We start from the raw sequence: 25963 nt of genomic DNA, 5'->3' as shown, positions 1-25963 counted from the left end.
TGATGCATTGAAAGTAATGAAGAAAGGCGATTAAAAAATGAGTGTATAAAACATACATTTTTTATTCATATCAGCTGTTTATTTTCTAAAATATTTACGAGTTTAGGAGGGGTGTCAACCCTCTTTCAAACGTAAGTATTTCATAGATTGGTGAAACCTGCTAAAAAATAACGCGAAAAAAACGTGGTTTTTCGCGCATTTTCTTCTTCGTTGGCGTAGTTAGCAGATGTTGGTAAGATTTTAATGAAAATCATCCCTTACGATTAGTGGCAGAGAAGGAGGAATTGCAAACATGAAAAAAACACTAACTGCAATTTGTGCAACATTTCTTTTAGCAGCTCCAATTCAAATAGCTTCTGCTGCTGCAAATACAACAGAGGGGAATTCCGTACAGCAATCAACAAACTGTAATGTTTATTATTATAAATGGTCAAACAATAATCATAAGTGGACGATTAAACTTCCACAGGCATCTACACCATCTAATGAGACGCCAACAACAAATAATACAACACCAACAAAGCCAAATAATAATCAATCATCACAAAATGAAAAGCCAGCAACACCACCAACTACTTCAACACCATCAACAACAACTTCAGATGTGGACGCATTTGAACAAGAAGTAGTAAAATTAACAAACGCTGAGCGTACAAAAGCTGGTTTATCACCACTTCAAACAGATGCGAAATTAATGGCTGCAGCTCGTGAAAAATCACAAGATATGCAAACAAATAAATATTTCTCACATACGAGCCCAACATTTGGTTCACCATTTGATCGTATGAAAGCTTTAGGCATCGCTTATAAAGCTGCAGGTGAAAACATTGCTCAAGGTCAACGTTCACCACAAGAAGTAGTACAAGCGTGGATGGACTCACCAGGACACCGTGCGAACATTTTAAACGGTAAATTTACGCACATCGGTGTAGGTTATGTGAAATCAGGTAACTACTGGACACAACAATTTATCCAAAAATAATCATTTATTAATAGAAAGATGCTCTATAAGTCTATAAAGGCTTATAGAGCATCTTTTTTTATTGAATTAATGGTAAAATTTGATGAGAAAGGGAGGATAGAATTGAAACAATATAGCATAGCAATGGCGATTTTCTCATTAGCCGTGTCGTTTTTAATAGGAAGCTGGCTCATCGCCACTAGTTTAAAAGAGCAGCCAAAGGAATCCGTGCAACACCAGCTATTGTCACAGCAAGAGGCGGCTGATTATTTAGGAATCAGTGTAGTGGAAGTGCTAAAATTAACAGAAGTGCAAGATGGATCAAATAGTTACATAAGCGAAATCCCTCATGTAAAGGTAGGGGACAAAGTCTATTATCCAAAGCAAGCCATTGATCGCTGGCTATTGGATATGGAATTAATCGTAGTACCTTAAGAAAAATTGGATAGGGGCATCCCCTAATAAAAAAGAGTGCTTCTCCAGCGAAAAACGGTCGATGAAACTTTTCTTTCTCTTTTATAAATAGTAGTTTTTAAACTGTATTTTGGGGGAATTGATAAATAAGTAGTGGGTAAAAAGTAGGGAGAGGTGAGATGGATGAAAAAGCCGAATCTATTAAAGCAGTTTTTTACAAAAGAAGAAAGACCGCATACGTTTGCGCTGGCAACAGCTCAAGACCATCGTTTATTTTCATATGCCATGTCCTTTGCCAAGTATCACCCCGATATGATGATTGTGTTTGCGGCAGATGGCGAAATTATTTACGTCAATCAAGAAGCACTCTATGAGCTATTACAATATCGACCTAGTCATGCGGAAGATTTCAAGAAAATTCTGACTGATGTAGATTATAAACGATTAAAAAGAGCGTTCAATCGAACATTACGAGGAAAGTCGGTCAAGATTGATATTGAAAGACTACAGCATCAAGGACAAAACCTAAGCCTCGTACTGACGTTTATACCAATCAAAAATGACGACAATCAGGCGGAGGGGCTCCATTTAATCATTGAAGATATGTCCACGTATTCAGCCATGAAGCATCAGTTAATGCTACATGAGAAGCATTTAAATTACGCCCAGCATATTGCGGCAGTTGGGAGCTGGGAGTACTTTATTCAGCATGACAAACTGTTTTGCTCAGATAACTTTTATCATATTTTTGGCTTTGCACGTTCAGATAACGATGGTATTGAGCACGTTTTCCAGTTCATTCATCCAGATGATTATGAAAGGACATATGATGCATTTAATCATGCTCGAAAAGGGACTAATTTTGACAGTGATTTCCGAATTTATCACGGTAAAACCAATGAACTGCGTTTTCTACAGGCAGCTGCCGAAGTCATATGGAAGGATGACAAGCCCTTTAAGATGATTGGGGTTGTCAAAGACGAAACGGCTTTCAAACTACTTGAGAAAACACTAAATGATACATTAGCCAACTATCATTCTATCTTTGACAATTTAGATGCAGGGATTTGGATGCGAGATTCCATTCGTGGCAATATGCTGTTCGCCTCTAAAGGGTTGGAAGGAATTCTTGGTATTCCATTAGCTAAGCTTTATGATGACTCAGAAGTATGGATTAATATGATTCATCCTGCACATCGTGAGGAGGTATTAGCGTATACTGATCATCTCGCTTCAGGCAAAAGCTATCAAGTGATTTATCGTATCCGAACGGGGGAGAATCAGATAAAGTGGTTGCTGGAGCAAATTGTGCCGAGACTAGATCAGCAAGGGGAGGTCAACCATATTTTCGGCTTAGTAACTGATATGACAAAGGAGATTGAACGAGAAAAGAAGCTTAATTATTTAGTGTATTATGATGAATTGACAGGTTTACCAAATCGCTTGAGCTTACATGATAAAGTTGATACCTTATGCTTAGCTGGCGAACCCTTCGCACTATTATATATTTCGATTAACCGCTTTCATATCTTAAATAATGCGCTAGGTACGAAAATCGGTGATGAGCTTCTGCGCACGGTGACCAACTACTTTTCAACACTAACAGATGATCACAGTTACATGGCACGTTTAGACAATCAGCATTTTATCATTGTCATGAAAAAATATGTGAGCAAGCAACATATTTACGCGCTGGCTAGCCGTGTACTGAAAACCTTTGATACACCTTTTTCGATAAAAGACTATCACTTGCACCTATCTGCTAGTATTGGTATTGCTTTTTACCCAGAGGAGGGCTTAACGAGAAACATTTTATTAGAAAATGCATATTCAGCTTTATGCTATGCGCAACAGCAGGGAAGGAATCGTTTTCATATTTATGCCTTTACAGAGGATATTACTTCCTATAAACAGTATGTGTTAGACCGAGATATGCGACAAGCCATGTTAAATGAGGAATTCGAATTATATTTCCAACCAATGGTGGAGCCGCAAAAGGGGGTTATCAACGGTGCAGAAGCGTTAATTCGTTGGCATCATAAAGAATGGGGCCTTGTGTCACCTGGTGAATTTATTCCATTAGCGGAAGAAAACCATATGATTCACATCATTACAGATTGGGTGATTAAAAAAGCATGTGCGTTGTTACAGCACTGGAAGCAGCAAGGGCATGTGCTGCGAACAATTAGTATTAAGATATCGCCAATCCGTCTGATGAAAAAGGGCTTTATTCAGTTTGTCCAAGAGCAATTACAGGTAAATTCAATTGACGCTCACTATATACAGTTCGAGATTAGCGAAAGTACCATCTTAAAAAATAGTACAAGTGTGATGACCGTTCTTAAAGAATTACAAGACATCGGTGTTAAAATTGCTATTGGTGATTTTGGAACAGGCTACTCTTCCTTAGAATCATTGCGAACATTCCAACCAACGACACTCCATATCTATGAAGCGTTTATCCGTGAAATTCGTCATGATCGTCCGATTGAAAATGGACTCATTTCAGCAACGATTTATTTAGCCAAAATGCTTGGTATTCAGGTTGTGGCAAAAGGAGTTGAAAGTTACGAGCAATTTATCTTTTTAAAGCAGCAACAATGTGATTATTTGCAAGGTAGTATTTATACGAAGGCTGTTCCCGCGAAAGCCTTTGAAAAAATGCTGGCACAAGGCATTTTAACACCACAAAAAGCCATTGTTCATATAAAACCTGTGGTGGAACGACGCAAATATTATCGTTTTCAATTCCCGGCCTATGTGAAGGGCTTCATGACAATTATCGAAATGAATGAGCAAAAAATTAATATCGGTCATACACCTATCATCATTGAAAATATTAGCTTAGGCGGCATGAAGATTCGCTCTTCTTTGAAGCTACCCGTTAATCAAACGATGAAATTTAAATTTAGCTTTATTTTAATGAATCAATCATTTAACCTAGAGGGTACTTTTAGATGGACCTTAGAAGAAAAATACCAAATCTATTCTTATGGCGTCGCCTTTAATTTGACGCAGGAGGATGAAGGAAAATTAGCCCCGATCATCAATCGAATGACAGCCTTGCATAATCACCATGAAAAAATAGAGGGAACGCCCTTTATGTATGAGGATATTGAAGCTTATTTTAAAAAATAGCTGATCATGAAGATGCCCAAATGTTCTAGAGGGCATCTTTTTTTCATGGCGTGGAATCACACGAACTAAGCGTTTGAAATACACGAAAAATGCTTATACTCTCCAGTAGAGGAGGCGTTTTATGGATAAAGTGGAGTATATGATCAAAAGCCTACAAAAAGCATTCTACCATTCCTCGGATTTGACCGTCAGACAAATAGATTGGCATGAAGGGGACACGGCTATTTTATGCTTTTACGCTTCTCTTGTTGATGCGAAGGAAGTACAAAAAATACTGGATACAATTTATGCACGTTTAGATACAGAAAAACCTTTTTGGAGTGAAACCCTACTTACAACACTCGATAATTTTGCGCTACCGCAAGCGATTGAACGGGTTTGCCAAGGTGAAACGCTCGTGATTTTGCCTGATACGGGAAAAATGCTGACGTTAGCGATTACCAATGAAGTTCGTCGTAATCTTGAGGAGCCAAACAATGAACATATTCTGCGAGGCTCCCATGAGGGTCTTGTGGAGCGGGCGGATACCAATTTAACATTGATACGAAAGCGAGTGAATAATCCCGCTCTTGTGGTCAAATCTTTTACAATTGGACAACAAACTAACACTAAAGCTTATTATCTCTATATGGATGGGGTTATACAGCCTGAAACCTTACAAGAGATGGAAAAGCGGATTGCGGACATTAAAATCGACTATTTTTATAGTATTGGCCAGTTAAGTGATGCACTAGAGGATTCCGTGTTATCGCCATTTCCACAATTGTTAAATACAGAGCATCCAGATCGTGTGGTAGCCCACTTAGTGGAGGGTAAAGTTGTGGTCATGACCAATATTTCGCCGTCTGCCTTGATTGGCCCTGTGACATTTTTCTCTTTCTATCAAACACCTGATGACTATAATAGTCGGGTAGTGGTTGGCTCTTTTTATAAAATAGTGCGTTTGCTGTCGTTTGTAACGGCGGTTTTTTTACCAGCATTTTATATTGCTGTGATTAGCTTTCACTTTGAGGTATTACCCTTAGAATTAAGTAATCAAGTAAAAAATGATGTTAATGATATACCTTATCGACCGTTAATTGAAGCACTGATACTTGAGATTATTATGGAGCTCATTCGAGAATCAAGTATTCGGTTACCACAATCAGTAGGGCAAACGATTGGGATCGTAGGGGGATTAGTGATAGGAGATGCCATTGTAAGTGCGGGACTCGTGTCGAACTTAATGGTCATTGTTGTCGCCTTAACGGCCATTTCAAGCTATGTTGTCCCGTCCGTTGAATTGAATAGCACGATTCGCATGATCCGTTTTCCGTTTATGCTACTTGCCTCATTATTTGGGTTTTTAGGCATTGTGGTAGGAGTTGTCATCCTATTAATTCATTTAATTAGTTTAACGTCATTGAAACAGCCGTATTTTTCACCTATCGTACCATTTCAACCGAAAGCTGTTTATAAAATTTTTTTACGCTGGCCATTTATTAGACCGACAGTCCAAGTTACTTCCTTTCAACCACCGAAGGATGAAAAGGGAAAAAATGAGGATACACCATGAATTTTTCTCTATCAAAGGCACAATTTTTTTTACTACTCTTTATCATTCAGACAGGTGTTGTCTACATTGCCTTTCAAACACCGTTAATCATATACAGTCAACATAGTGCATGGTATGTCTTCTTCCTTGCTAGCATCTTCCATTACGGCTTGCTGTTATTTTTTGAACGCTATTATCAATTTTTCTTTTTAAATGGGTTCTTTCGCTGGGTCTATCTGATCTATTGGTTATTAATAACAGCTGTATTAATTGCCTATATGGGGTATGTTCTGGCCTCATGGGTCTTGCCCCGAACACCTGAATGGATTGTTGTCATGATGATTGTAGGGCTATCTTTGTATGCCAATTTAGTTAGACCAGAAACCATCATCAATATTGGTGTCATGCTAATTCCTATCATTTTCCTCTTTGTCATTTTTTTAATGCTGGCTATTCCAGATTTAACGTGGAGTAATCTTTTTCCCGTTGAGTGGAACAATACTAGGCAAATCATGGCGGGCATGATTCATAGCATGTATGCCTTTTTTGGGATTGAAATGTACCTCCTTTATCGTCCATTTCTCAAACAGGATTTACAGGTGAAGGGAAAGCCCTTATTGATTTATCAACTTGTCATTTTTATCTTTTATTTTATTTCGGTTGTCTTTACACAAATGTTCTTTGCTTTGGAGGAGGTTCAACTAATACCAGAGCCTATTATGTATATTTTAAAATCACAGGAAGTGAATTTTGTAAAACGGCTGGATATTTTTTTCATCTATATTTGGCTTTCTTGGTCCATTGTTACGGTCATGATCTACGGTTTGTCCCTTCGTGTGCTTTATTTGTCAAAAAAACGGAAGCATCCGAAACGAAGTATTGTTTTTTTTCATCTTCTCTTAGCCATCCTGCCGCTATTTGTCATGCAATTTCAGCGCATTGAGTTTATCAAAAATTCTATACACTACGTACTCATTGTGTTTACGATTCTACTACCAATGATGATAATTTGTTGGAATAAATGGAGGGGAAAACGTGTATCGTAAAGGGATTATGCTCCTCTTGTCTATGTTACTTTTAGCTGGCTGTTGGGATGAACGACTTTATAAAAACGCTTCCGTTGTGACGCTCGTTGGGGTGGACGGATATATAGGGGCGTACAAGGGATATTATGCCTATCCGAATACAGCAGCTCAGCAAAATGAAGTGATTGAAGCGGACGGCATTTCACCAAGAGATGTACGGAATCAAGCCAATTTAAAAGTAGAACAAACACTTGATTTATCTGAGCTATCGACCATCCTTGTATCGGACCAAACGGTAAGAGAGCCTCTTTATGATATTTTGGATATTTATTTTCGTGATCCCCAAAACCCGATTTCGATAAAAATTGCTGTAACAGAAGGGGATGTCAAGCCGTTTATAGAGCTAACAAAGGATTTAGCAGGGGGGGCAGGAGGCTATTATGAACGTTTTATGGAAAGCACAGAGGAAAATACAATTTTTCCGAAATTAGATTTACAGACGGTTGGCTCCATGCTATTTGAACAGACAATTGATATAGCACTTCCGTATATTCAGTTAAGTGAGGATAAAAAGCATGCTGTTGCGGCAGGTGTCGCTTTGTTCTCAGGTCAAACGTTTACGGGTACAATATTAACACCAAAACAATCTCTCACGATGCTTCTCTTAATGAATCAACCTAGCAAACAAGCGCGGATGAGCTATATGTGGAAGCATGATGGAAAATCGATGCCAATCACGGCTGATGTTATTCATATCAAGCGTCAATGGACGGTGAATGAGGAATTAAAAAGAATAGACATGGATTATCTCATAGAGGTAGAAATTGAGGAATTTGCACATGACCATTTATATAAAGACCCCGTTTTCAAGGAGGTTCAGCAGTCGATTCAAGATCATGTGCAGGCAGAGTTTGAGGAGGTTTTGCGGATTCTTCAAAGTCAGCAATCGGATACGTTGGGGATTGGTCGATATATTCGTGCCTATCACCCCAAAATGTTTCAGAAGGATTGGCATGCTGTCTATGCATCCTTACAGCTAGTGCCGTCTGTTCAAGTGAAAATCATTCGTACAGGTGTTTTACGCTAAAAAAATCGCCTTTCTCAAGTTAGAGAAAAGCGATTTTTTGTTGTTAAACAGTGACTCTTTTTTGAACAACCAATAGACGAATTAAAAGAGTAATTGCGCCCATTGTTAAACCTGCCACAAGGCCAATCCAATAGCCAAATGGGCCGAAATCCGTATGTGTGGCAAGGGTATACCCAACTGGCAAGCCAATCACCCAATAAGATATAATGGCCATGATAAACGTGATCGTAACATCTTTATAGCCTCTCAATGCGCCTTGTACTGGTGCTTGTATTGCATCAGATAGCTGGAAAATGGCTGCGTAGACTAAAAATTGTACGGCATACTCAAGTACCATCTGATCTGTCGTATACATATGTGCTACAGGTTCACGTAAAATAAACAAGATGCAAGCTGATATAAAGCTAAATAAAATGGCTGTGCCTACACATAGATAACTATACATACGAGCATCTCGCATGCGACCAGCGCCGATCTCAAAACCTACTAATATGGTGACACCCATAGAAATACTGAGCGGAACCATGTATAACAGAGAAGTGAAATTGATGGCAATCTGATGGGCTGCGATGATTTCTGTGCTAAAATTACTCATCATCATGGTCACAGCAGAAAAAATACTTGTTTCTGCAAATAGGGAAATACCGATCGGTACCCCAATCAATAAAATTTCCTTCCATCGAAGCCATTCAAGCTTTGGCCAATCATGAAACAGACGGAATCGTTCGAACGGTACTCGTTTAGCGATGATCCATACTGTAATCATGAATATTAGCCAGTACGTTATTGCTGTCGCTACACCAGCTCCGATGCCGCCAAGCTCAGGCGCACCAAATTTGCCGAAAATAAAGATATAGTTCAGCACGATATTAATGGGTGTTGTCATTAAGGTAATGATCATCGTGACCCGTGTCTGACCAAGGGCGTCAATAAAGCAACGCATAACAAAAAATAAGAAAAGTGGCAAAAGACCCGCACACATCGCATAGATGTAGCCTTTTGCAATGCTATGTACAGCAGACTCTAAGTTCATCTTACTAAGTATCCAATCAATGCCAAAGAAGAGTCCTGTAAAAATAAGGATCGCCAGCAATATGGCGACATAAATGCCTTGCTGGACTGCCTTTTTTGCATCCATCTCTTTTTTCGCTCCCACAAGCTGTGAGACAATTGGCGTAATAGCTAGGAGTATACCTGAAAGTCCAGTATAAATCGGCATCCAGATAGAGGAACCAATCGAAACACCTGCTAAATCAACCGTCCCGTAACGACTGGACATTAAAATATCAAAAAATGAAATAAGATAAATAGCTACCTGTGTCACTAAAATAGGGACAATCATTTTTAAGAGTAGCACGTATTTTTCCTTAATTGTGGATGTTTGATACATATTTTCTACTTCCTTCATGAACATAATGAACAAGTATAGCATATGTAAAGAGAGAAAAGCTGAAATTTTCATGCTTCATCTATATCTTTTCGTCAGCATATAGTAAAATAGAACACTGTAAACAAAAAGTAGTGCTAACTACAATGGTTTTTAAGGAATAGGAGAATTTGTGTGAAACAACAAACAATCATTTTAACCGGTGGTGGGACAGCTGGCCATGTATCGTTAAATCAGGCGATACTCCCGTCTTTACTAGAACTTGGTTATGATGTCCACTATATTGGCTCAGAGCAAGGTATTGAAAAAGAATTAATTGGCGAGGCGTTCCCCGATGTTCCGTTTTATGGCATTGCGAGTGGTAAATTGCGTCGTTATTTCTCCATGAAAAATTTTACAGATCCATTTAAAGTGCTTGCTGGAATGATGCAGGCTTTTCGTATTATTAAAAAAGTGAAGCCACAGGTTGTCTTTTCAAAGGGAGGGTTTGTCTCTGTACCCGTTGTGATGGCAGCGAAATTAGCAGGTGTGCCAGTCGTCATCCATGAATCTGATGTAACACCTGGTCTTGCTAATAAAATAGCCTTACCTTTTGCTTCACATGTATTCACAATTTTTGAAGAAACTCTGAAGCATTTACCTCAAGAGAAGGCTACTTGCACAGGCTCCATTATTCGTCCTGAGTTATTTGAGGGAGAAAGAGCAAGGGGGCTAGCTTTCTGCGGCTTTTCTACTTTAAAGCCTGTTTTACTTGTTATGGGAGGGAGTTTAGGCTCTGTTGTCTTAAATGAGGCACTACGTAAAAACTTACCAGAGCTCCTCAAGCAATTTCACATCATTCATTTATGTGGGAAGGGGAATTATGATGAAGCACTGGAGGCAATGCCAGGCTACAAGCAATTTGAGTATGTGACAACTGAGTTACCTGATTTATTGCATGCTGCAGACTTTATTGTGTCACGAGCAGGCTCTAACTCCATTTTTGAATTTTTAGCGCTTCACAAGCCGATGCTATTAGTGCCTCTCTCAGCGCAAAAAAGCCGTGGAGATCAAATTTTAAATGCCAACTTGTTTAAAAAACAAGGTTACGCAGAAGTGTTACAGGAAGACGAGTTGACGAAGGAATCTTTTATGAAGTCTGTTCATACACTAACAGAGCGTAAAGTGGAAATGGTGGAGACAATGGCAAAAACTCAAAAACCAAAAACACCAGATGAAATGGCGTCATTAATTTTACGGTACAAGAAATAAGTGCTATTTGAAAAAAGAAAAGAAGCTATGAGGTAGGTCGAAATGACAAAACCTTATAGCTTCTCTTTTATATATACACACTACATTGCTTGCTCTTCGCCTTCTTGCATTTGATGTGCAGTTGTTAGGTAGAATAAATCTTTTGGAATTTTAAATAAATTAAATTGTGCCTCACCGCTATTAACCTGCGCTAATAATGTTGGATGACTTTCATTGGCACTCACCACATAGGGAAGCTTTAAAGCAGCACGCTGTGATTTTAAATTTTCAACACGTATACGGAGAAAGACCGTATGAAAATTATAGTCAAAAAATAACTCGTTCAAAAATAACATTTTTGCTTTTTGATTATAACCTTTACCTTGGTAAGGGAGTCCAATCCACGTTCCTAGAAAGCCTGCACCGTCCTCCACATCGTGAATACTAATGGTGCCGATTGGTTGACCCCAATCATCAGTTATGGTCCTCGAGATAGCGAGTCCTCTCGCTTCCTCTTCAATCAGTTGTTTTGTCATAAACCAATATTCATCAGCGGATGTGGCTTTTTGACGGACAAAAGGGAATACAGAAGGGTGTGATAATAGCTCATAAAGCTCTGTACATTCATGCAGGTCTCGATGTTTAAGCATACGAAACGCCTCCTTTACTAGGGTAGTTAAAACAATTCCGTTGAAGCATAAAGAAGAAAACTAAAATTCGTACTGGAATTAAAACCCAAAGAACTAGACGTTATAACTATGATATTCCATAATCTCCCGCTGTCTTACTGATTTCGACCATACCGAAAAAAGGCTAGTTTTTTAAATATAATATAACATATAAACTGCTTGATGCAATCATTTTGCTCGTAAAAAAACAAAATTTGAGTTTAATAGTCAGTAAATTCTGATAAATGAAATGTGATTATCCATAATATTGTTGTTTTTTAGCATTAAGACTAACCTATCAATTTTAACTAATATTAATCATTTATCTACATCTTTAGTAGGATTGTTGGCTTGTTATAATAGGTAATATATCAAATATTATCCTTAAAAGGATATAATTTTTACGATTCTAGAAAGGTAATTTTTTATTTTTATGTTATAATAGTAGTATTATTTTTAATCTAACAACACATACATACGAACATTTCTATCATGATGGCAATGGCTTTTCTGGAGGTGACAGCATGGAGTATATTTTAAGCGAAGATTTCTTTAACTCATTATTTATTGGCAAGGATTTTGTTTTTCTCGTGAAAAAAGTAGGGGACGATTATCAATATATTCGCTTAAATCAAGCAGCTCAAGATCTGTTATCGAATGAGGCGATTGGTAAAATGATTTCGACCGTTACCTCAAAGCGTAATTTTTTGATCATTCAGAAAAATTACCATGAGGCCATTAGAGAACATAAACAGGTTGACTATGTAGATTATGCATATGTTCAGTCGGAGGTTCGTAAATATGAAACATCCGTCAGACCGTTGAAATATAAGAACGAAGACTATATTTTAGCCATCACGAAGGAAATACTTTATGACCGCAGTATTGAAGATAAATTTTTATTTATGCGGTCCATGTTTGACCATGCCTTTTTCTCAACAGTCATTTTATCGGCTGAAGGAATGATATACGAAGTGAATTCAAGCTTTATGGAAGATTTTCAATTAGATAATGAAACCGTCAAACAGAAAATGTTTGTGGATTTACCGATTATTCCAAAGGAAGAAGTTGAACAAATAAAAATTTGTTTGCAGAAAGCTGCAAGAGGGGAAAACGTTGGCGAGAAGTTTATTAAATTGCATACATTGGACCAGCAGGAACGCATGTATTTACTGTCACTATCACCAGTGATGCAGGATGATAATTCCTTTGCCATATTTCTTATCATGCAAGATTTTACACAATTTACTTTACAAAAAGCAGAATTACGCTCGAAGTCTCACGGGCTAGAAGTATTTAAATCTGCATTAAATTCAGCTACAGCCATTGCTGTATTAGATCATAATTGTAACATTACCGAAGTGAGTGAGATGTTTTTACAGGCTTCTGGCTACACGGCGGAGGAGTTAATCGGTCAGCCCTACGCATTGATTGAACCACGATTCCGTGGGCAAGACCTTTTTCAAATAATTGAAGATAAGCTGGACACGATGGGAATGTGGCGTGGAGAACTTTGCTATCGAACGAAATATCATGCAGATTACTGGGTAGAAACTACCATCGTTCCATTAAAAGATGAGTTTGGTCAAATCGAACAAATTTTAACCATTAACTATGATATTACGGATAAGAAAAGAATGTTCACAGAATTAAAAAATATTGAACGTACTTTCAGACTCATCACAGAAAATACAAATGATTTAATTGTGATTACAAATGAGGATGGCATCATTATTTATGCTTCCCCGTCCTATGGTATTTATTTAGGTTATGAAAATGTAGAGCTACAAGGACAGTTTTACAGTGACATTATTGATCGAGAAAGTAAAGGCGAATGGCAAACATTCTTGAATAATTATACAGGGCAAACAGATTCACAGTTTGAACTTTTACTGAAGGCGAAAGATGGAACACCAATATGGACAGAAGGAAATGTCACGGTTGTGCACGACCCTGAACGTGAAAAAGTTTCTCAAATTATGATGGTGTCTCGTGAAATTACACATCGCAAAGAAAGGGAAAATGATTTGCTGTATTTAGCCTATCACGACGCTTTAACACAGCTACCTAATCGGCGTTTTTTAGAAAAGGAGTTTCCTAAAATCCTAGCAGAAGCAAATGAAAATCAAACCTGTGTGGCGATGCTCTATATAGATGGTGATGATTTTAAAGAAGTAAATGATCGCTTTGGCCATGAGACGGGCGATGCGTTTATTCAGCGATTCGGCAGTTCCTTGAACAAAACAGTTCGAAGCCATGATATGGTTATTCGAATAGGTGGCGATGAATTTATTGTCATCTTAACTGGCTTAACAAGAGATCAGGAAAAAAGACATCATCAAATTATGCATATTATTCGACGGATTCGTGATGAATTAGCAGAAGGCTGGATGATAGAGGACAATCTTTTTACACCAACTGCTTCAATTGGCATTGCCTATTACCCAGACCATGCTCGAACATTGGATGAGCTAATGGATTTAGCTGACCAAGCATTATATAAATCAAAAGAGTCGGGGAAAAACAACCTCTCCATTTCAGATATACACTAAAAAGTCTGTCCACAAGGTTTTCCTTGTGAGACAGACTTTTTATTTGATGTTATGCTATAACAGTATAGGGATAAAAATCCTACATCGTTATTTTGGAATAGAAGGTGATATGATGCCTAAGAAGATATTGTTGGTAGAAGATGAAAAGCATATCGCTCGCTTTGTCGAACTTGAATTACAACACGAAGGCTATGAAGTAAAAACTGCCTTTGATGGTCGAGAAGGATTGGCTTTGGCAACATCGGAAAATTTTGATGTACTTTTACTGGATGTGATGTTACCAAGTATTAATGGGATTGAGATTTGCCGTCGTATCCGAACACAATCACAAGTACCAATCATTTTATTAACGGCACGAGATGCTGTGATGGATCGTGTAGCAGGACTCGATGCAGGGGCTGATGACTATATCGTCAAACCTTTTGCGATAGAAGAGCTGCTGGCTAGGATACGGACGATTTTACGTCGTGTCACGCCAGAGCAGACAAGCAGTGAATCTTTATGCCTACGTGATATTGAAATAGATGTAGCTGCCTATGAAGTTTTCGTTCAGGGGAATAAACTTGATCTAACAAAGACAGAATATGACTTATTGAAACTATTAATCGAGCACAAAAATAGAGTATGTACACGAGAGCATATTTTAACATCCGTTTGGGGCTATGATACGGATATCGAGACCAACGTAGTAGATGTTTATATCAGACATTTACGTACAAAGCTCCCTGGGGCGATGAATGATTATATTGAAACCGTTCGCGGTGTTGGGTATGTGATGCGAGAATGAATAAGTTAAGAAATTATTTACGTCAGCAGTCCCTGCAAAAAAAATGGATGCTGACCTCAAGCAGTGTCATCTTTATTAGCTTTACGATTATTTGTGTAGTCGTCTATCTTTCTCTGCATACATGGTTATTAAACGATGAGGAGAGTAAAGTCAATCGGACAAGTAAGGATATCATCTCTTTTTTAGAGTCCCAGGGTCCTACAATTACGATTCAGCAAATTCAGCAAAATACAGGCTTGCTTAAATCGATTGCGGATCGTGATGAAACGGTCCGAATATTTAATGCTGATGGGGTGGATATTTTACGAATTAATGATACCTCTGCTGCTGCACCACTTAATTCGTTGCAAGAAATTTTTGAGATGACCATTGATAAGCAGGATGTATTGGTCATCAATGAACCGATTCGGATGGGCTTTTTCCAAGGCTATATTCAAGTGATTCATCCGTTAACTAGTTTTCAATCTCTCATGCGTTATCTCTTGACAGCCATGCTGATTGCAGGGATAGGAGCCTTAGTGTTATCTGGCTCTATTGGCTATTATCTAGCGAACTATTTAATGAAGCCACTACACGAATTGCGTGCATCCATGAAAACCGTGATGGATCAAGGATTTAAGGAGCCTATACAGCTAACCTATACATCACATGACGAAATTGGTGATTTACTGAAGATGTACAATGCCATGATGAATGAGCTGCAAATCTCATTTACCCAGCAGCAGCAATTTGTCGCCGATGCTTCTCATGAGCTGCGTACGCCGATTCAAGCAATTGAAGGGCATCTTTCTCTTTTAAAAAGATGGGGCAAACATGATCCTGCCATATTAGAGGAATCTATTAATACCTCCTTAACAGAAATTGCTCGTATGCGCAAAATGATTGAGGAATTATTAGAACTTGCACGGCGTGAGGAAAAAGATGAAACAAGTGAGGCCAATGCATTAGTGGTCATCGAAGCAGTGATGGATGAGGTAAAGCTTGTTCATCCACAAGCGCGAATATCGCTGTCGAAACATGGTGAAATTGGTCCGTTATTTATCACCGAAAATGCACTAAGTCAAATCGTTCGTAATATAATAGAGAATGCCATTCGTTATTGTGAAAAAATTCCTGAGATACAAATTTCTATTTCTGTTGCTGGAAATTATGCATGTTTAGAAATTGCTGATAATGGTATAGGAATAGCACAAGACAATATTCCGTTTATCTTTGATCGTTTTTATCGAGTGGATGAAGCAAGAAATCGCCAAATTGGGGGCACAGGCTTAGGACTTAGTATTTCGAAGATGTTACTTGAAAAATACAATGCCACAGTAGAAGTCAAGAGTGAGGTTAATATTGGAACCGTTTTCTTGCTGAAAATCCCGCTAAAATATTAAGAAAAATACACGCTTTATTTCATTATTCTATCCTTTGCGAAAAAAATTGCTTAATTTGCTAAAAAGAGTTGTATTTTTTGTGAAGAGTAGTAAGATTGAGATGGAAAAAACGTTCTTTAAAATATGGAAAAGTAGTGTGAAACATTCTTTTAAAGAACGGCTAAATATTATATAATTAATTGCAATTTAATTAATGGAACTGCCGAAAGGCAAAATTTGGAGGTCATTTTTCATGTCGAACAACGTTACAACTGTAAGTTCTCCATGGTCAGCTTTCTCTGGTCCTAACCTAGGATATGTGATGGAGCAATACGACTTATTCTTACAGTCTCCTGAAGAAGTAGAACCGGAGTTAGTTTCTTTATTCCAACAATTTGGTGCACCAGTAGTAGTAGAAGGTGAAGTAGCTGTAGCTAGTCATACAGCAGCGGCTCCTGCTGGCGATTACAAAAAAGTGTTAGCCGCTGTAAAACTAGCAGATACAATTCGTTCACGCGGTCATTTAGCGGCAGATATCTATCCTCTGAAAAACCGTGAACTACAAACAGCTCAAATTGAAGAAAGCGCGTTCAACTTAAGCGCTGCAGATTTAGCTGAAATTCCTGCAGCAATCTTCTTCAAAGATGTGCCAGCAAACGTGAAAAATGGTAAGGATGCAATCGACTATTTAAAAGCTATTTATACAGACAAAGTAGCATTTGAATATGGTCACGTAGTAGCTACTGAAGAACGTGATTGGATTCAAGCGCAAATTGAATCAGGCTCATTCAAACAAGCATTATCTGCGGATGAGAAGAAAGCCTTATTAGATCGTTTAACTCGCGTTGAAAATTTTGAGAAATTTATTCATAAAACATTTGTAGGACAAAAGCGTTTCTCTGGTGAGGGCTTAGATACGCAAATCGTACTATTTGATGAAATCATTAAAACAGCAGAAGCAAAAAATGTGGAAAACGTACGTATTGGTATGGCACACCGTGGTCGCTTAAACGTTTTAACACACATTTTAAATAAACCTTATGACATGATGTTCTCTGATTTTGCACATGTTTCCAATGATTTATTTATGCCAGAGCATGGCCGCCTTGAAATTACAAAAGGTTGGACAGGTGATGTGAAATACCACATGGGTGCTTCTTTCAACCGTGAATCCGGTATGAATGTGAAATTGGCTTACAACCCATCTCACTTAGAAGTGGGCAATCCAGTAGTACTTGGGGCTACTCGTGCCACACAAGATGATACATCTAAACCAGGGCAACCTATTTTTGACCGTACAAAGGGCTTAGGCATTCTTGTACACGGTGATGCTGCATTCCCAGGTCAAGGGATTGTAACAGAAGTGTTAAACTTCGCTAAAACAGAAGGCTTTACAACAGGTGGAACAATCCATATTATCGCAAACAATATGATTGGATTCACAACAGAACATTATGATTCTCGTTCTTCTGTGTATTCTTCTGACCCTGCAAAAGGCTATGAAGTACCAGTAATCCATGTCAATGCAGATAGCCCAGAGGCAGTAGTGCAAGTCGGACGTTTTGCGGCAAACTACCGTCAAACATTTGGCAAAGACATTATTGTGGACTTAGTAGGTTACCGTCGCCATGGTCATAATGAAACAGATGACCCAACAGTGACAAACCCAGAAACATACAAATTAGTGTCTAAACATGAAACAGTTCGTGCATTATATGGTGCACAATTAGTGGCAGAAGGTCTTGTAACTGCTGATGATGTAGCAGCACTAGATACAGCTATCTATGCAGAAATGCAAGCAGCCTATGACCACGTCAAAGAAATGGCTGAAAAAGATGACCATCATCATTTAGAAATGCCAGAAGAATTAAAAGTAGAGTTCCCACAAATTGATACAGCAGTAGGTGCGGAACGTTTAGAAAAAATCAATGAAGAGCTTTTAGTGTTTGAAGAAAACTTCGAACCACAGAAAAAGCTTGGTAAAATCTTAGAAAAACGCCGTGATGCGTATGCGTCTGCAAAAGTTGACTGGGGTCATGCTGAAACATTAGCATATGCAACGATTATTCAAGATGGCACACCAGTACGCTTTACAGGTCAAGATGCACAACGTGGTACATTCTCTCAACGTCACTTAGTACTGCATGATAAAAACAACGGCAATGTCTTCACACCACTACACCATATTTCTGGTGCGAACGCATCCTTTACAGTACACAATTCCCCGCTGACTGAAGCTGGGGTGGTAGGCTTTGAGTATGGTTACAACCTAGAAAATAGCCATGTACTAACAGTATGGGAAGCACAATTCGGTGACTTTGCCAATATGGCACAAGTGATGTTTGATAACTTTATTTCAGGGGCACGCTCAAAATGGGGCCAAAAATCTGGTCTAGTAATCCTTTTACCTCATGGTTATGAAGGTCAAGGTCCAGAGCACTCTTCAAGCCGTATGGAACGCTATTTACAAATGTCAGCTGAAAATAACTGGTTTGTAGCGAACTGTTCAAATGCAGGAAACTACTACCACTTATTACGCCGTCAAGCAGCATTATTAGGTACAGAAGGGGTACGTCCACTTGTAGTCGTATCACCAAAATCATTATTACGTCACCCACTAGCAGCGGCGAATGCTGAGCAATTAGCAAATGGTTCATTCCAAGAAGTGATTGAACAACCAGGCTTAGGGGCTAAACCAGAAGCTGTAGAGCGTATCGTTTTAGGTACAGGTAAAGTGATGATCGACTTAGCAGAGCGCGTGAAAGATGGCGAAGGCTTCGATCACCTACACATTATTCGTGTAGAACAACTTTACCCATTCCCAAAAGAGCAAGTAGCTGGTATCATTGCTAAGTATCCTAATGCAAAAGAGATAGTTTGGGTACAAGAAGAACCTAAAAACCAAGGCTCATGGAATTATGCATTAGAAACATTATATGAACTTTCAGAAGGTAAAAAACTTCGCTATGTAGGCCGTCCTGCAATGAGCTCAACTTCTGAAGGGGATGCAGATTCTCATAAAGCAGCACAAGCAGCTCTTATTGAAGAAGCGGTTGCTGAGCCAGTAAAGGTTAAATAATATATATCAATTTTTGAAACCGGGCTACTTGCCCTTAAGCAGTAGCCCTTCTATGTGCGTCATGCACGTTAATCAAAGGAGGAAATGAAAGTGGCTGAAATTAAAGTCCCTGAATTAGCAGAATCGATTACAGAAGGTAGTATCGCACAGTGGGTAAAAAAAGTGGGCGATCGCGTTGAAAAAGGTGAATTCATCGTTGAACTTGAAACAGATAAAGTAAACGCTGAGATCATTTCTGAAGAAGCAGGTGTATTAACACAAATTTTAGCTGAAGAAGGCGATACTGTACTAGTTGGTCAAGTTATCGCAGTAGTAGAAGCAGGCGAAGGCGCAGCAGCAGCTCCAGCAGCGGCAGTACCAACTGAGGCAGCACCTGCACCAGCAGCGCCACAAGCAGCACCTGCACCAGTTGCAGCAGCTCCAGTAGTAGAAGAAACTTCTGGTGAGCGTGTAGTTGCATCTCCAGCAGCACGTCGTCTTGCACGTGAAAAAGGTATTGACCTTGCAGCGGTATCTCCAGTAGATCCACAAGGACGTGTACGTGTACAAGATGTAGCAGCTCATGGTACAGCACCAGCTGTAGCACCAGCAGCAGCACCTACATCCGTAGCAACTTCAGGTGGCCCAGTAGTATTCACACCAGCAGCTAATTCTGACCGTGTAACAATTGAAAAAATGAGCCGTCGTCGCCAAACAATTGCAAAACGTTTATTAGAAGTTAAACAATCAACAGCAATGTTAACAACATTCAACGAAATTGACATGACAAACATCATGGCACTTCGTAAACGTAAACAAGAAGAGTTTGTAAAAGCAAACGACATCAAACTTGGTTTCATGTCATTCTTCACTAAAGCTGTTGTTGCAGCATTGAAAAAATATCCATACGTAAACGCTCAAATCTCTGGCGATGAAATTCATTTAAATAACTTCTTTGATATCGGTATTGCTGTATCAACTGAAGAAGGTTTAGTCGTACCAGTTGTACGCGATGCAAATAGCAAAAACTTTGCAGAAATCGAAAAAGATATTGCTAACTTAGCGACAAAAGCTCGTGATAAAAAATTAGGCTTAAATGATATGGCTGGTGGATCATTCACAATCACAAATGGTGGTGTATTCGGTTCATTAATGTCAACACCAATTATGAACGGTACGCAAGCTGGTATTTTAGGTATGCACTCAATTGTAAACCGTCCAGTTGCAGTAAATGGTGAAGTTCAAATCCGTCCAATGATGTATGTAGCACTTTCATACGATCACCGTATCATCGATGGTAAAGATTCTGTAGGATTCTTAAAAACAGTTAAAGAATTAATCGAAAATCCTGAAGATTTATTATTAAATTCATAATGCCATTAAACCCTGCGAACAATGTTCAGCAGGGTTTTTTGTATGACGAAAGGTATTGATCGATTCTATGCTTGAAAGAGTACGAATGTTACATCGTTTAGAGGAGCAAAGAAAGAAAAAAACGCAACTTTTCTCACATATAGAACATACGCTATAATAAATATTTGTTGTAATTTTCAGAAATATCAATAAAAGTTTAATGATTTAAAGTGGAAGCAGAACGCACAATATCCTAATATTGTCATTAGTCAGAAAAATGTTAAAATCGTCTTGACGAACATATTAGTTTTATAGTAGTATCTAAATATCAATTAAATAAACAAACCTCACGAATTGTTACCAGTGAGGTAGAGGCGCGGTATTTATTAGTTCATTGTTGAGTAAAAGCAAGCGAAGACGCAATGAAGAAGGAAATATCGCCGAAGTATAAAAGGAGCTCGTACTTTTATACTGGGTCTGCAGTGAATAAGTGCAGGACTGTCCTAGTAAATGGATTTCCAGATTTACTAGGTTGTGCTATCTCGGAAACATGGAAATTATAGTGAGGATTTGGGCAACTGTCATAAAAGGTAAGACCTAAGTTCAATATACTTAGGTCTTTTTTAGTACAGTTGTCTTATTTTTTTACAGAAAAGGGGAGTTTTTCATGAAAAGAAAATGGTTGTTAGTAATGATCTCTATCATGACGGCAATTGTGCTAGCTGCATGTGGCACAAGTGACAAAAAAGAGGGCGGTTCAAGTGATGCTGGAACTGACAAAGAAGAAGGCGGCGGTGAATTCCGAATTGGAATGGAGGCTGGCTACCCACCGTTCAACTGGACACAGCAAGACGATGCAAATGGCGCAGTGAAAATTGCGGATAATGCAGAGTACGCAGGTGGCTATGATGTACAAATGGCAAAGAAAATCGCTGAAGGTCTAGGCAAAGAGTTAGTCATTGTTAAAATGGAGTGGGACGGTTTAGTTCCAGCGCTACAATCAAACAAAATTGATGCAATTATTGCAGGTATGTCACCAACAGAAGAACGCAAGAAAACAATTGATTTTACAGAAAACTATTATACTTCTGATTTTGTTATGGTTATTAAAAAAGGTAGCAAATATGAAGGCGCAAAATCGATTCAAGACTTCTCAGGTGCTAAAATTACATCACAATTAAATACATCAAACTACACAGTTATCGATCAAATTAAAGGCGTAGAAAAGCAAACAGCAATGGAGAGCTTCCCAGCAATGCGTGTGGCGTTAGAAGCAGGTAAAATTGATGGCTATGTAGCTGAACGTCCAGAGGGCATTTCCGCTGCTGCTGCCAACGATAAATTCACCTATGTAGCATTTGAAGAAGGCTTTGATACAGACCTATCAAATACTTCAATTGCTGTAGGCTTACGTAAAGATGACGCAAATCGTGAAAAAATCAATGAAATCCTAAAAGGCATTTCAGAAGATGATCGTCAAGCGATTATGGAAGAAGCTATTTCTCAACAACCCGCAGCACAATAATGACAGGGCACGGACTAGCAATTAGTCCGTGCATGATCATTTCATCATTATCAAAATGAGAACCTCTCTACATAATGATAATGTCCTAGCGTGACAAATCATAGAATGGTAGAAAGAGCTAGGACACAAAAGAAATAAGCGAGCAAGATGACATTGTTAGGAGGAACATCATGAGTCTTGAATGGATACTTTCAATTATTGAAAACAACTGGCAAATGTTTTTACGAGGTGCGTATTATACGTTACTGATTTCAAGTATTAGTACAATTATTGGTGCATTTATCGGATTTTTCATCGGAATTATGCATACGATTCCAGTTCGTAAAAAAGGTGTGAAATTTTATAGCTTACAGCTCATTAATTTTATACTAACATGCTATGTTGAATTTTTCCGTGGTACACCAATGATTGTACAAGCTATGGTTGTCTACTACGGATTAGATATCGCATTCGGTATCGATATGCACTTTATTACTGCAGGTATTTTAGTCGTTTCCCTCAATACAGGGGCCTATATGGCAGAAATTGTTCGTGGCGGTATTGTATCCATTGATAATGGTCAATACGAGGCAGCATCAGCAATTGGCATGAACCACTTCCAAATTATGCTTCATGTTGTCTTACCACAAGTAGCGCGTAATGTTTTACCAGCGACAGGTAACCAATTAATCATGAATATTAAAGATACAGCCGTATTAAATGTCATTGGAGTAACGGAATTATTCTTCCAAACAAAATCAATTTCGGGTAACAACTTCCGTTATTTCGAATCATTCTTCGTTGCATGTGTTCTTTATTTCATCATGACATTTACCGCATCTCGCATCCTTCTGTATGTTGAAAAACGTCTAGATGGTCCTGATGCCTATCAAAAAGAACAAAAAGAAGCCGTATAGGGGGACGCACAAATGGCAGTCATTAAAATCGAGCATTTAAGTAAATCATTTGGACGTAACCAAGTGTTAAAAGATGTAAATTTCCAAGTGGAAAAAGGAGAGGTAGTTTGTTTAATCGGCTCCTCTGGATCTGGTAAATCCACATTGCTTCGTTGCATAAATTTATTAGAAACGCCAAGTGGCGGTCAAATTATTTATAAGGGGGAAGACATCCTAGATGAAAAGCACAATATTCAAGAATATCGCACACATTTAGGCATGGTGTTCCAGCAGTTCAATTTATTTAACAACCACAATGTCATAAGTAATTGCACAGTGGGCCAAATCAAAGTGTTAAAACGTTCGAAAAAAGAAGCAGAAGAAACGGCGCTTAAATACTTGAAAATCGTTGGCATGGATCAATATGTGAATGCCAAGCCACGTCAACTCTCAGGTGGACAAAAGCAGCGTGTGGCCATCGCTCGGGCCTTATCTATGAATCCTGATGTAATGCTATTCGATGAGCCAACATCTGCATTAGACCCAGAAATGGTGGGTGAGGTGTTAAAGGTAATGCGTCAGCTAGCAAACGAGGGCAATACGATGCTCATTGTGACACATGAGATGGAATTTGCCAAAGAAGTAGCAGATCGTGTTGTCTTTATGGATAAAGGTGTAATTGTGGAAGAAGGCCCTCCAGCACAAGTATTAGTCAATCCACAACATGAACGTACGAAGGAATTTTTAAAGCGTACATTAAAATAAGCACAAAAAAGTGAGTCCAACCTGTTGGACTCACTTATTTTCTAGAATTCCATTCTGCATAAAGTACAAAGCAGATTGCGAATGCTACAGCAATAATAAAAAACCATTGCGGTACACCACCAAAACTCATCATAACACCTCAAATATTCATTTTTTTTGGATAGAATAGGTATAGTATTTCTTTTTTCTCCACAAAAGACCAAAAATATTATAAAATAAGCAATAGACATTAGCTTTTGCTAGTAAAGAGAGGTAGAGAGAATATGTTACATTTAAAATGGAAAGATGCGCCAACATTACGAACGGTTACATGCAAACATACAAATGCATCGAAATACTTAGTATCAAACGTATTAACAGTAGGGAAAGAATATGAAGTGAAAAATGAAACAGAAGAGTTCCTATTTATCATCGACAACACAGGTAATGTCGGTGGCTATTATAAAGATTATTTTGAATAAAAACAAACAGGGTGGTTCAGAGCATTTGCTGAGCCACCCATTTTTTTGTTAATCTCGCTGATAGCTGCTAGCACCCGCCACATCCTGTAGCTGTTGTTTCTCTTGTTCAGTTGCGGTATGCAGGGCAAAAACATCTTTAATTGCTGTTTGTAGCTCTTGCTGTGTTTCTTTAAACTTCGAAACTTGCTGTTCAAACGTGGGACTTGAGAAGCGATCATGAGCCCTTGATAATCGCTCCTCTAAACGTGCATAATGATGATCCATATGCATCGACAGCATCATCGCCAGGTGGTTTTTCCAGAGCGGAATCAAGGTAACGATAGAAAACTCAATTTTTTCAGCTAATGTTTGATTGGCCTGCTGAATCATACGTATTTGAGGAGCTGTTTGTAGAGCGACTTGCTGTGATACCTGTAAATCATAAATACGTTGATCCAGTCTTTCGATTTGAGCAGCAAAGTCATTTAATTGCTGAATCGCAAGTGGCTGTTTGGTAGCTTGGACACTCGTTATTTGTGCAGGTAGCTCTACCTCAATGGCTTGCTGCTTTTTCATTTGTCCTGCGGCAATCGCCGTTGCCAATTCCTCAAAAAATCCTCGATTATGGGCATAAAGCGCCTCTAAGTTTTCAACATCTTTTATCAGCTGAAGCTGTGCACGTTCCAGCTGAACGCCAATGCGTTCCACCTGTATACTAATACGTTCAAATTCTGTGAGTGTTTGCTTCACATTAGGCTCGGTTTTGCCAAAGATTTTTTTGAAAAAGGTTTGCTTTTTTGGTTCCAAAGCAGTCGGATCTACTCGATCTAACGTCTGCATTAAAGAATCCAGCATTTGACCAATTTTAGTGACATCCTTTTGCTTTACTTGAGCAAGCATGCGGTCAGCAAATTGAGACAGAGCTCGCTGTGAATCTTGCCCAAGGGACAGCAATGATTCAAAATCAGTCAAATCGATTTGACTGGCATACAGTAATGCGCGACTTTGTGCAAGAGGCGATAGCGTTTCATAAGTCGCCATCGCCTCGTTTTGCGGAGTTGTTTCTAAATAGGATTGGACTAGTGGAGAAAGCCCTGGTATGGTATTTAGTTGAAATGCGTGTTCGTTTGCTGTCATTTATCATCGCCTCGCCAGTCCAATTGTTCTCTACGTCTAAGATTGGAACGATTTGCGAATTCAATCTCCATTTGCAGATGATCGATATCATTTGCAAGTGCATCCTTTAAATCAATTTGAATTGTGTCATTCAAATCAGTTAGGGTTTCTCGTGTTTTGGATAAAGTTAATTGAATTTCCTTATCCTTCACTGGCTGCTTGGAAAGCATTGTATATTTATCCGTTAATTCTACAGCAGAAGGTAAGTGTGCATAGAAAAATGGTTCCACATTATAAAATTTACGTGGGTCTGTCTTGACGATTTTGACGATATTTTTGGAGATACGCGTCATTTCAAGTAGTTGTTTAAACGCTGAAACAGAACGTACACGTAAATAGTTTTGACTCAATGTTTGAATATGCTTATTAGCTGTTAATACTTGTGTTTCAATGTGTTTGAATTCTTCTTTTGTGATGCCTGCTATTTGCATGACTTTCTTTTTTTGTCTATGTTTCAGCAACGCTGTACTCGTCGCATAGGAACCCGCAAACAGTAAACCACCAAGGAAGAATCCAGGATTTGCCGCAATTGCTGCGATAGAAACAGTTGTGAGCGAAATAAGAAAGCTGGCACTATGTCTAGAGAAAAACTGTCCGACACTAAGCATTGTTTCATCCTCCTTGCTT

Annotated in this window: 20 protein-coding genes and 1 riboswitch; of the genes, 16 read left to right on the top strand and 4 right to left on the bottom strand. The window is 38.6% G+C overall.

The features are described from left to right. Positions 1–292: 292 nt before the first annotated feature. The 6 genes from NY607_RS18930 (at position 293) to NY607_RS18905 (ending at position 8159) form a co-directional block, all read left to right on the top strand. Entirely contained in the window at positions 293–982 is a 690-nt protein-coding gene (locus tag NY607_RS18930) for a CAP domain-containing protein (RefSeq protein WP_048392912.1), read from the top strand. A gap of 102 nt (positions 983–1084) precedes the next feature. Further along, positions 1085–1396, top strand: coding sequence for a helix-turn-helix domain-containing protein (locus NY607_RS18925; protein ID WP_259420157.1), 312 nt, complete (start codon positions 1085–1087; stop codon positions 1394–1396). 162 nt (positions 1397–1558) lie between these two features. Further along, a complete protein-coding gene (locus tag NY607_RS18920) occupies positions 1559–4513 on the top strand; it encodes an EAL domain-containing protein (RefSeq protein ID WP_259420156.1) in 2955 nt (984 codons plus the stop codon). Positions 4514–4634: 121 nt separating this feature from the next. Continuing rightward, on the top strand, positions 4635–6068 hold the full coding sequence (locus NY607_RS18915; RefSeq protein ID WP_048392906.1) for a spore germination protein: 1434 nt from the start codon (positions 4635–4637) through the stop codon (positions 6066–6068). Further along, positions 6065–7093, top strand: coding sequence for a GerAB/ArcD/ProY family transporter (locus NY607_RS18910; protein WP_259420155.1), 1029 nt, complete (start codon positions 6065–6067; stop codon positions 7091–7093). The genes NY607_RS18915 and NY607_RS18910 overlap by 4 nt, the downstream gene beginning before the upstream one ends. After that, positions 7083–8159 carry a Ger(x)C family spore germination protein gene (locus NY607_RS18905; RefSeq protein ID WP_259420154.1) on the top strand — a complete coding sequence of 359 codons (1077 nt, stop codon included), beginning with the start codon at positions 7083–7085 and terminating at the stop codon, positions 8157–8159. Before NY607_RS18910 ends, NY607_RS18905 begins: the two co-directional genes overlap by 11 nt. Positions 8160–8202: 43 nt before the next feature. On the opposite strand, the gene NY607_RS18900 is transcribed toward NY607_RS18905, so the two are convergent. Beyond that, positions 8203–9549 carry an MATE family efflux transporter gene (locus NY607_RS18900; protein ID WP_259420153.1) on the bottom strand — a complete coding sequence of 449 codons (1347 nt, stop codon included), beginning with the start codon at positions 9547–9549 and terminating at the stop codon, positions 8203–8205. A 171-nt stretch (positions 9550–9720) separates the two neighbouring features. On the opposite strand from NY607_RS18900, the gene NY607_RS18895 reads away from it, so the two are divergent. Continuing rightward, complete coding sequence (locus NY607_RS18895) at positions 9721–10797, top strand: undecaprenyldiphospho-muramoylpentapeptide beta-N-acetylglucosaminyltransferase (RefSeq protein ID WP_048392899.1); 1077 nt, start codon at positions 9721–9723, stop codon at positions 10795–10797. Between the two features lie 80 nt (positions 10798–10877). On the opposite strand, the gene NY607_RS18890 is transcribed toward NY607_RS18895, so the two are convergent. Then, complete coding sequence (locus NY607_RS18890) at positions 10878–11426, bottom strand: GNAT family N-acetyltransferase (RefSeq protein ID WP_004230128.1); 549 nt, start codon at positions 11424–11426, stop codon at positions 10878–10880. Positions 11427–11968: 542 nt separating this feature from the next. Here NY607_RS18890 and NY607_RS18885 point away from each other — a divergent pair. From NY607_RS18885 to NY607_RS18845, 9 genes are all read left to right on the top strand, one after another. Further along, positions 11969–13996 (top strand): diguanylate cyclase domain-containing protein, encoded by a 2028-nt coding sequence (locus tag NY607_RS18885; protein ID WP_259420152.1) that lies wholly within the window; start codon positions 11969–11971, stop codon positions 13994–13996. Between the two features lie 112 nt (positions 13997–14108). Further along, on the top strand, positions 14109–14783 hold the full coding sequence (locus NY607_RS18880) for a response regulator transcription factor (RefSeq protein ID WP_048392894.1): 675 nt from the start codon (positions 14109–14111) through the stop codon (positions 14781–14783). Next, the gene (locus tag NY607_RS18875; RefSeq protein WP_259420151.1) at positions 14780–16165 is read left to right on the top strand and encodes a HAMP domain-containing sensor histidine kinase; all 1386 of its coding nucleotides are present in this window, start codon (positions 14780–14782) and stop codon (positions 16163–16165) included. Before NY607_RS18880 ends, NY607_RS18875 begins: the two co-directional genes overlap by 4 nt. A 232-nt stretch (positions 16166–16397) precedes the next feature. After that, on the top strand, positions 16398–19223 hold the full coding sequence (locus NY607_RS18870) for a 2-oxoglutarate dehydrogenase E1 component (protein ID WP_237900757.1): 2826 nt from the start codon (positions 16398–16400) through the stop codon (positions 19221–19223). Positions 19224–19313: 90 nt separating this feature from the next. Next, complete coding sequence (gene odhB, locus NY607_RS18865) at positions 19314–20576, top strand: 2-oxoglutarate dehydrogenase complex dihydrolipoyllysine-residue succinyltransferase (RefSeq protein WP_237900759.1); 1263 nt, start codon at positions 19314–19316, stop codon at positions 20574–20576. Between the two features lie 340 nt (positions 20577–20916). Then, a riboswitch (Lysine riboswitch) is annotated at positions 20917–21103 on the top strand. A 119-nt stretch (positions 21104–21222) separates the two neighbouring features. After that, positions 21223–22080 carry a transporter substrate-binding domain-containing protein gene (locus tag NY607_RS18860; protein ID WP_259420150.1) on the top strand — a complete coding sequence of 286 codons (858 nt, stop codon included), beginning with the start codon at positions 21223–21225 and terminating at the stop codon, positions 22078–22080. Between the two features lie 170 nt (positions 22081–22250). Further along, positions 22251–22976 carry an amino acid ABC transporter permease gene (locus tag NY607_RS18855; RefSeq protein ID WP_259420149.1) on the top strand — a complete coding sequence of 242 codons (726 nt, stop codon included), beginning with the start codon at positions 22251–22253 and terminating at the stop codon, positions 22974–22976. A gap of 12 nt (positions 22977–22988) precedes the next feature. After that, complete coding sequence (locus NY607_RS18850; RefSeq protein WP_004230107.1) at positions 22989–23720, top strand: amino acid ABC transporter ATP-binding protein; 732 nt, start codon at positions 22989–22991, stop codon at positions 23718–23720. A gap of 263 nt (positions 23721–23983) precedes the next feature. Continuing rightward, positions 23984–24181 (top strand): DUF6501 family protein, encoded by a 198-nt coding sequence (locus tag NY607_RS18845; protein ID WP_237900761.1) that lies wholly within the window; start codon positions 23984–23986, stop codon positions 24179–24181. A 48-nt stretch (positions 24182–24229) separates the two neighbouring features. On the opposite strand, the gene NY607_RS18840 is transcribed toward NY607_RS18845, so the two are convergent. Beyond that, positions 24230–25297, bottom strand: a complete 1068-nt coding sequence (locus NY607_RS18840) for a toxic anion resistance protein (RefSeq protein WP_259420148.1) — start codon at positions 25295–25297, stop codon at positions 24230–24232. Next, positions 25294–25944, bottom strand: coding sequence for a 5-bromo-4-chloroindolyl phosphate hydrolysis family protein (locus NY607_RS18835; protein ID WP_004230101.1), 651 nt, complete (start codon positions 25942–25944; stop codon positions 25294–25296). Before NY607_RS18835 ends, NY607_RS18840 begins: the two co-directional genes overlap by 4 nt. Positions 25945–25963 lie beyond the last annotated feature (19 nt).

Origin of the sequence: Lysinibacillus sp. A4 (assembly GCF_024919535.1) — a bacterium.
In the GTDB taxonomy this organism is placed as follows: Bacteria; Bacillota; Bacilli; order Bacillales_A; family Planococcaceae; genus Lysinibacillus; species Lysinibacillus capsici.
Note: the sequence above shows the minus strand (reverse complement) of the source record. Positions and strands in the feature narration are given on the sequence as shown.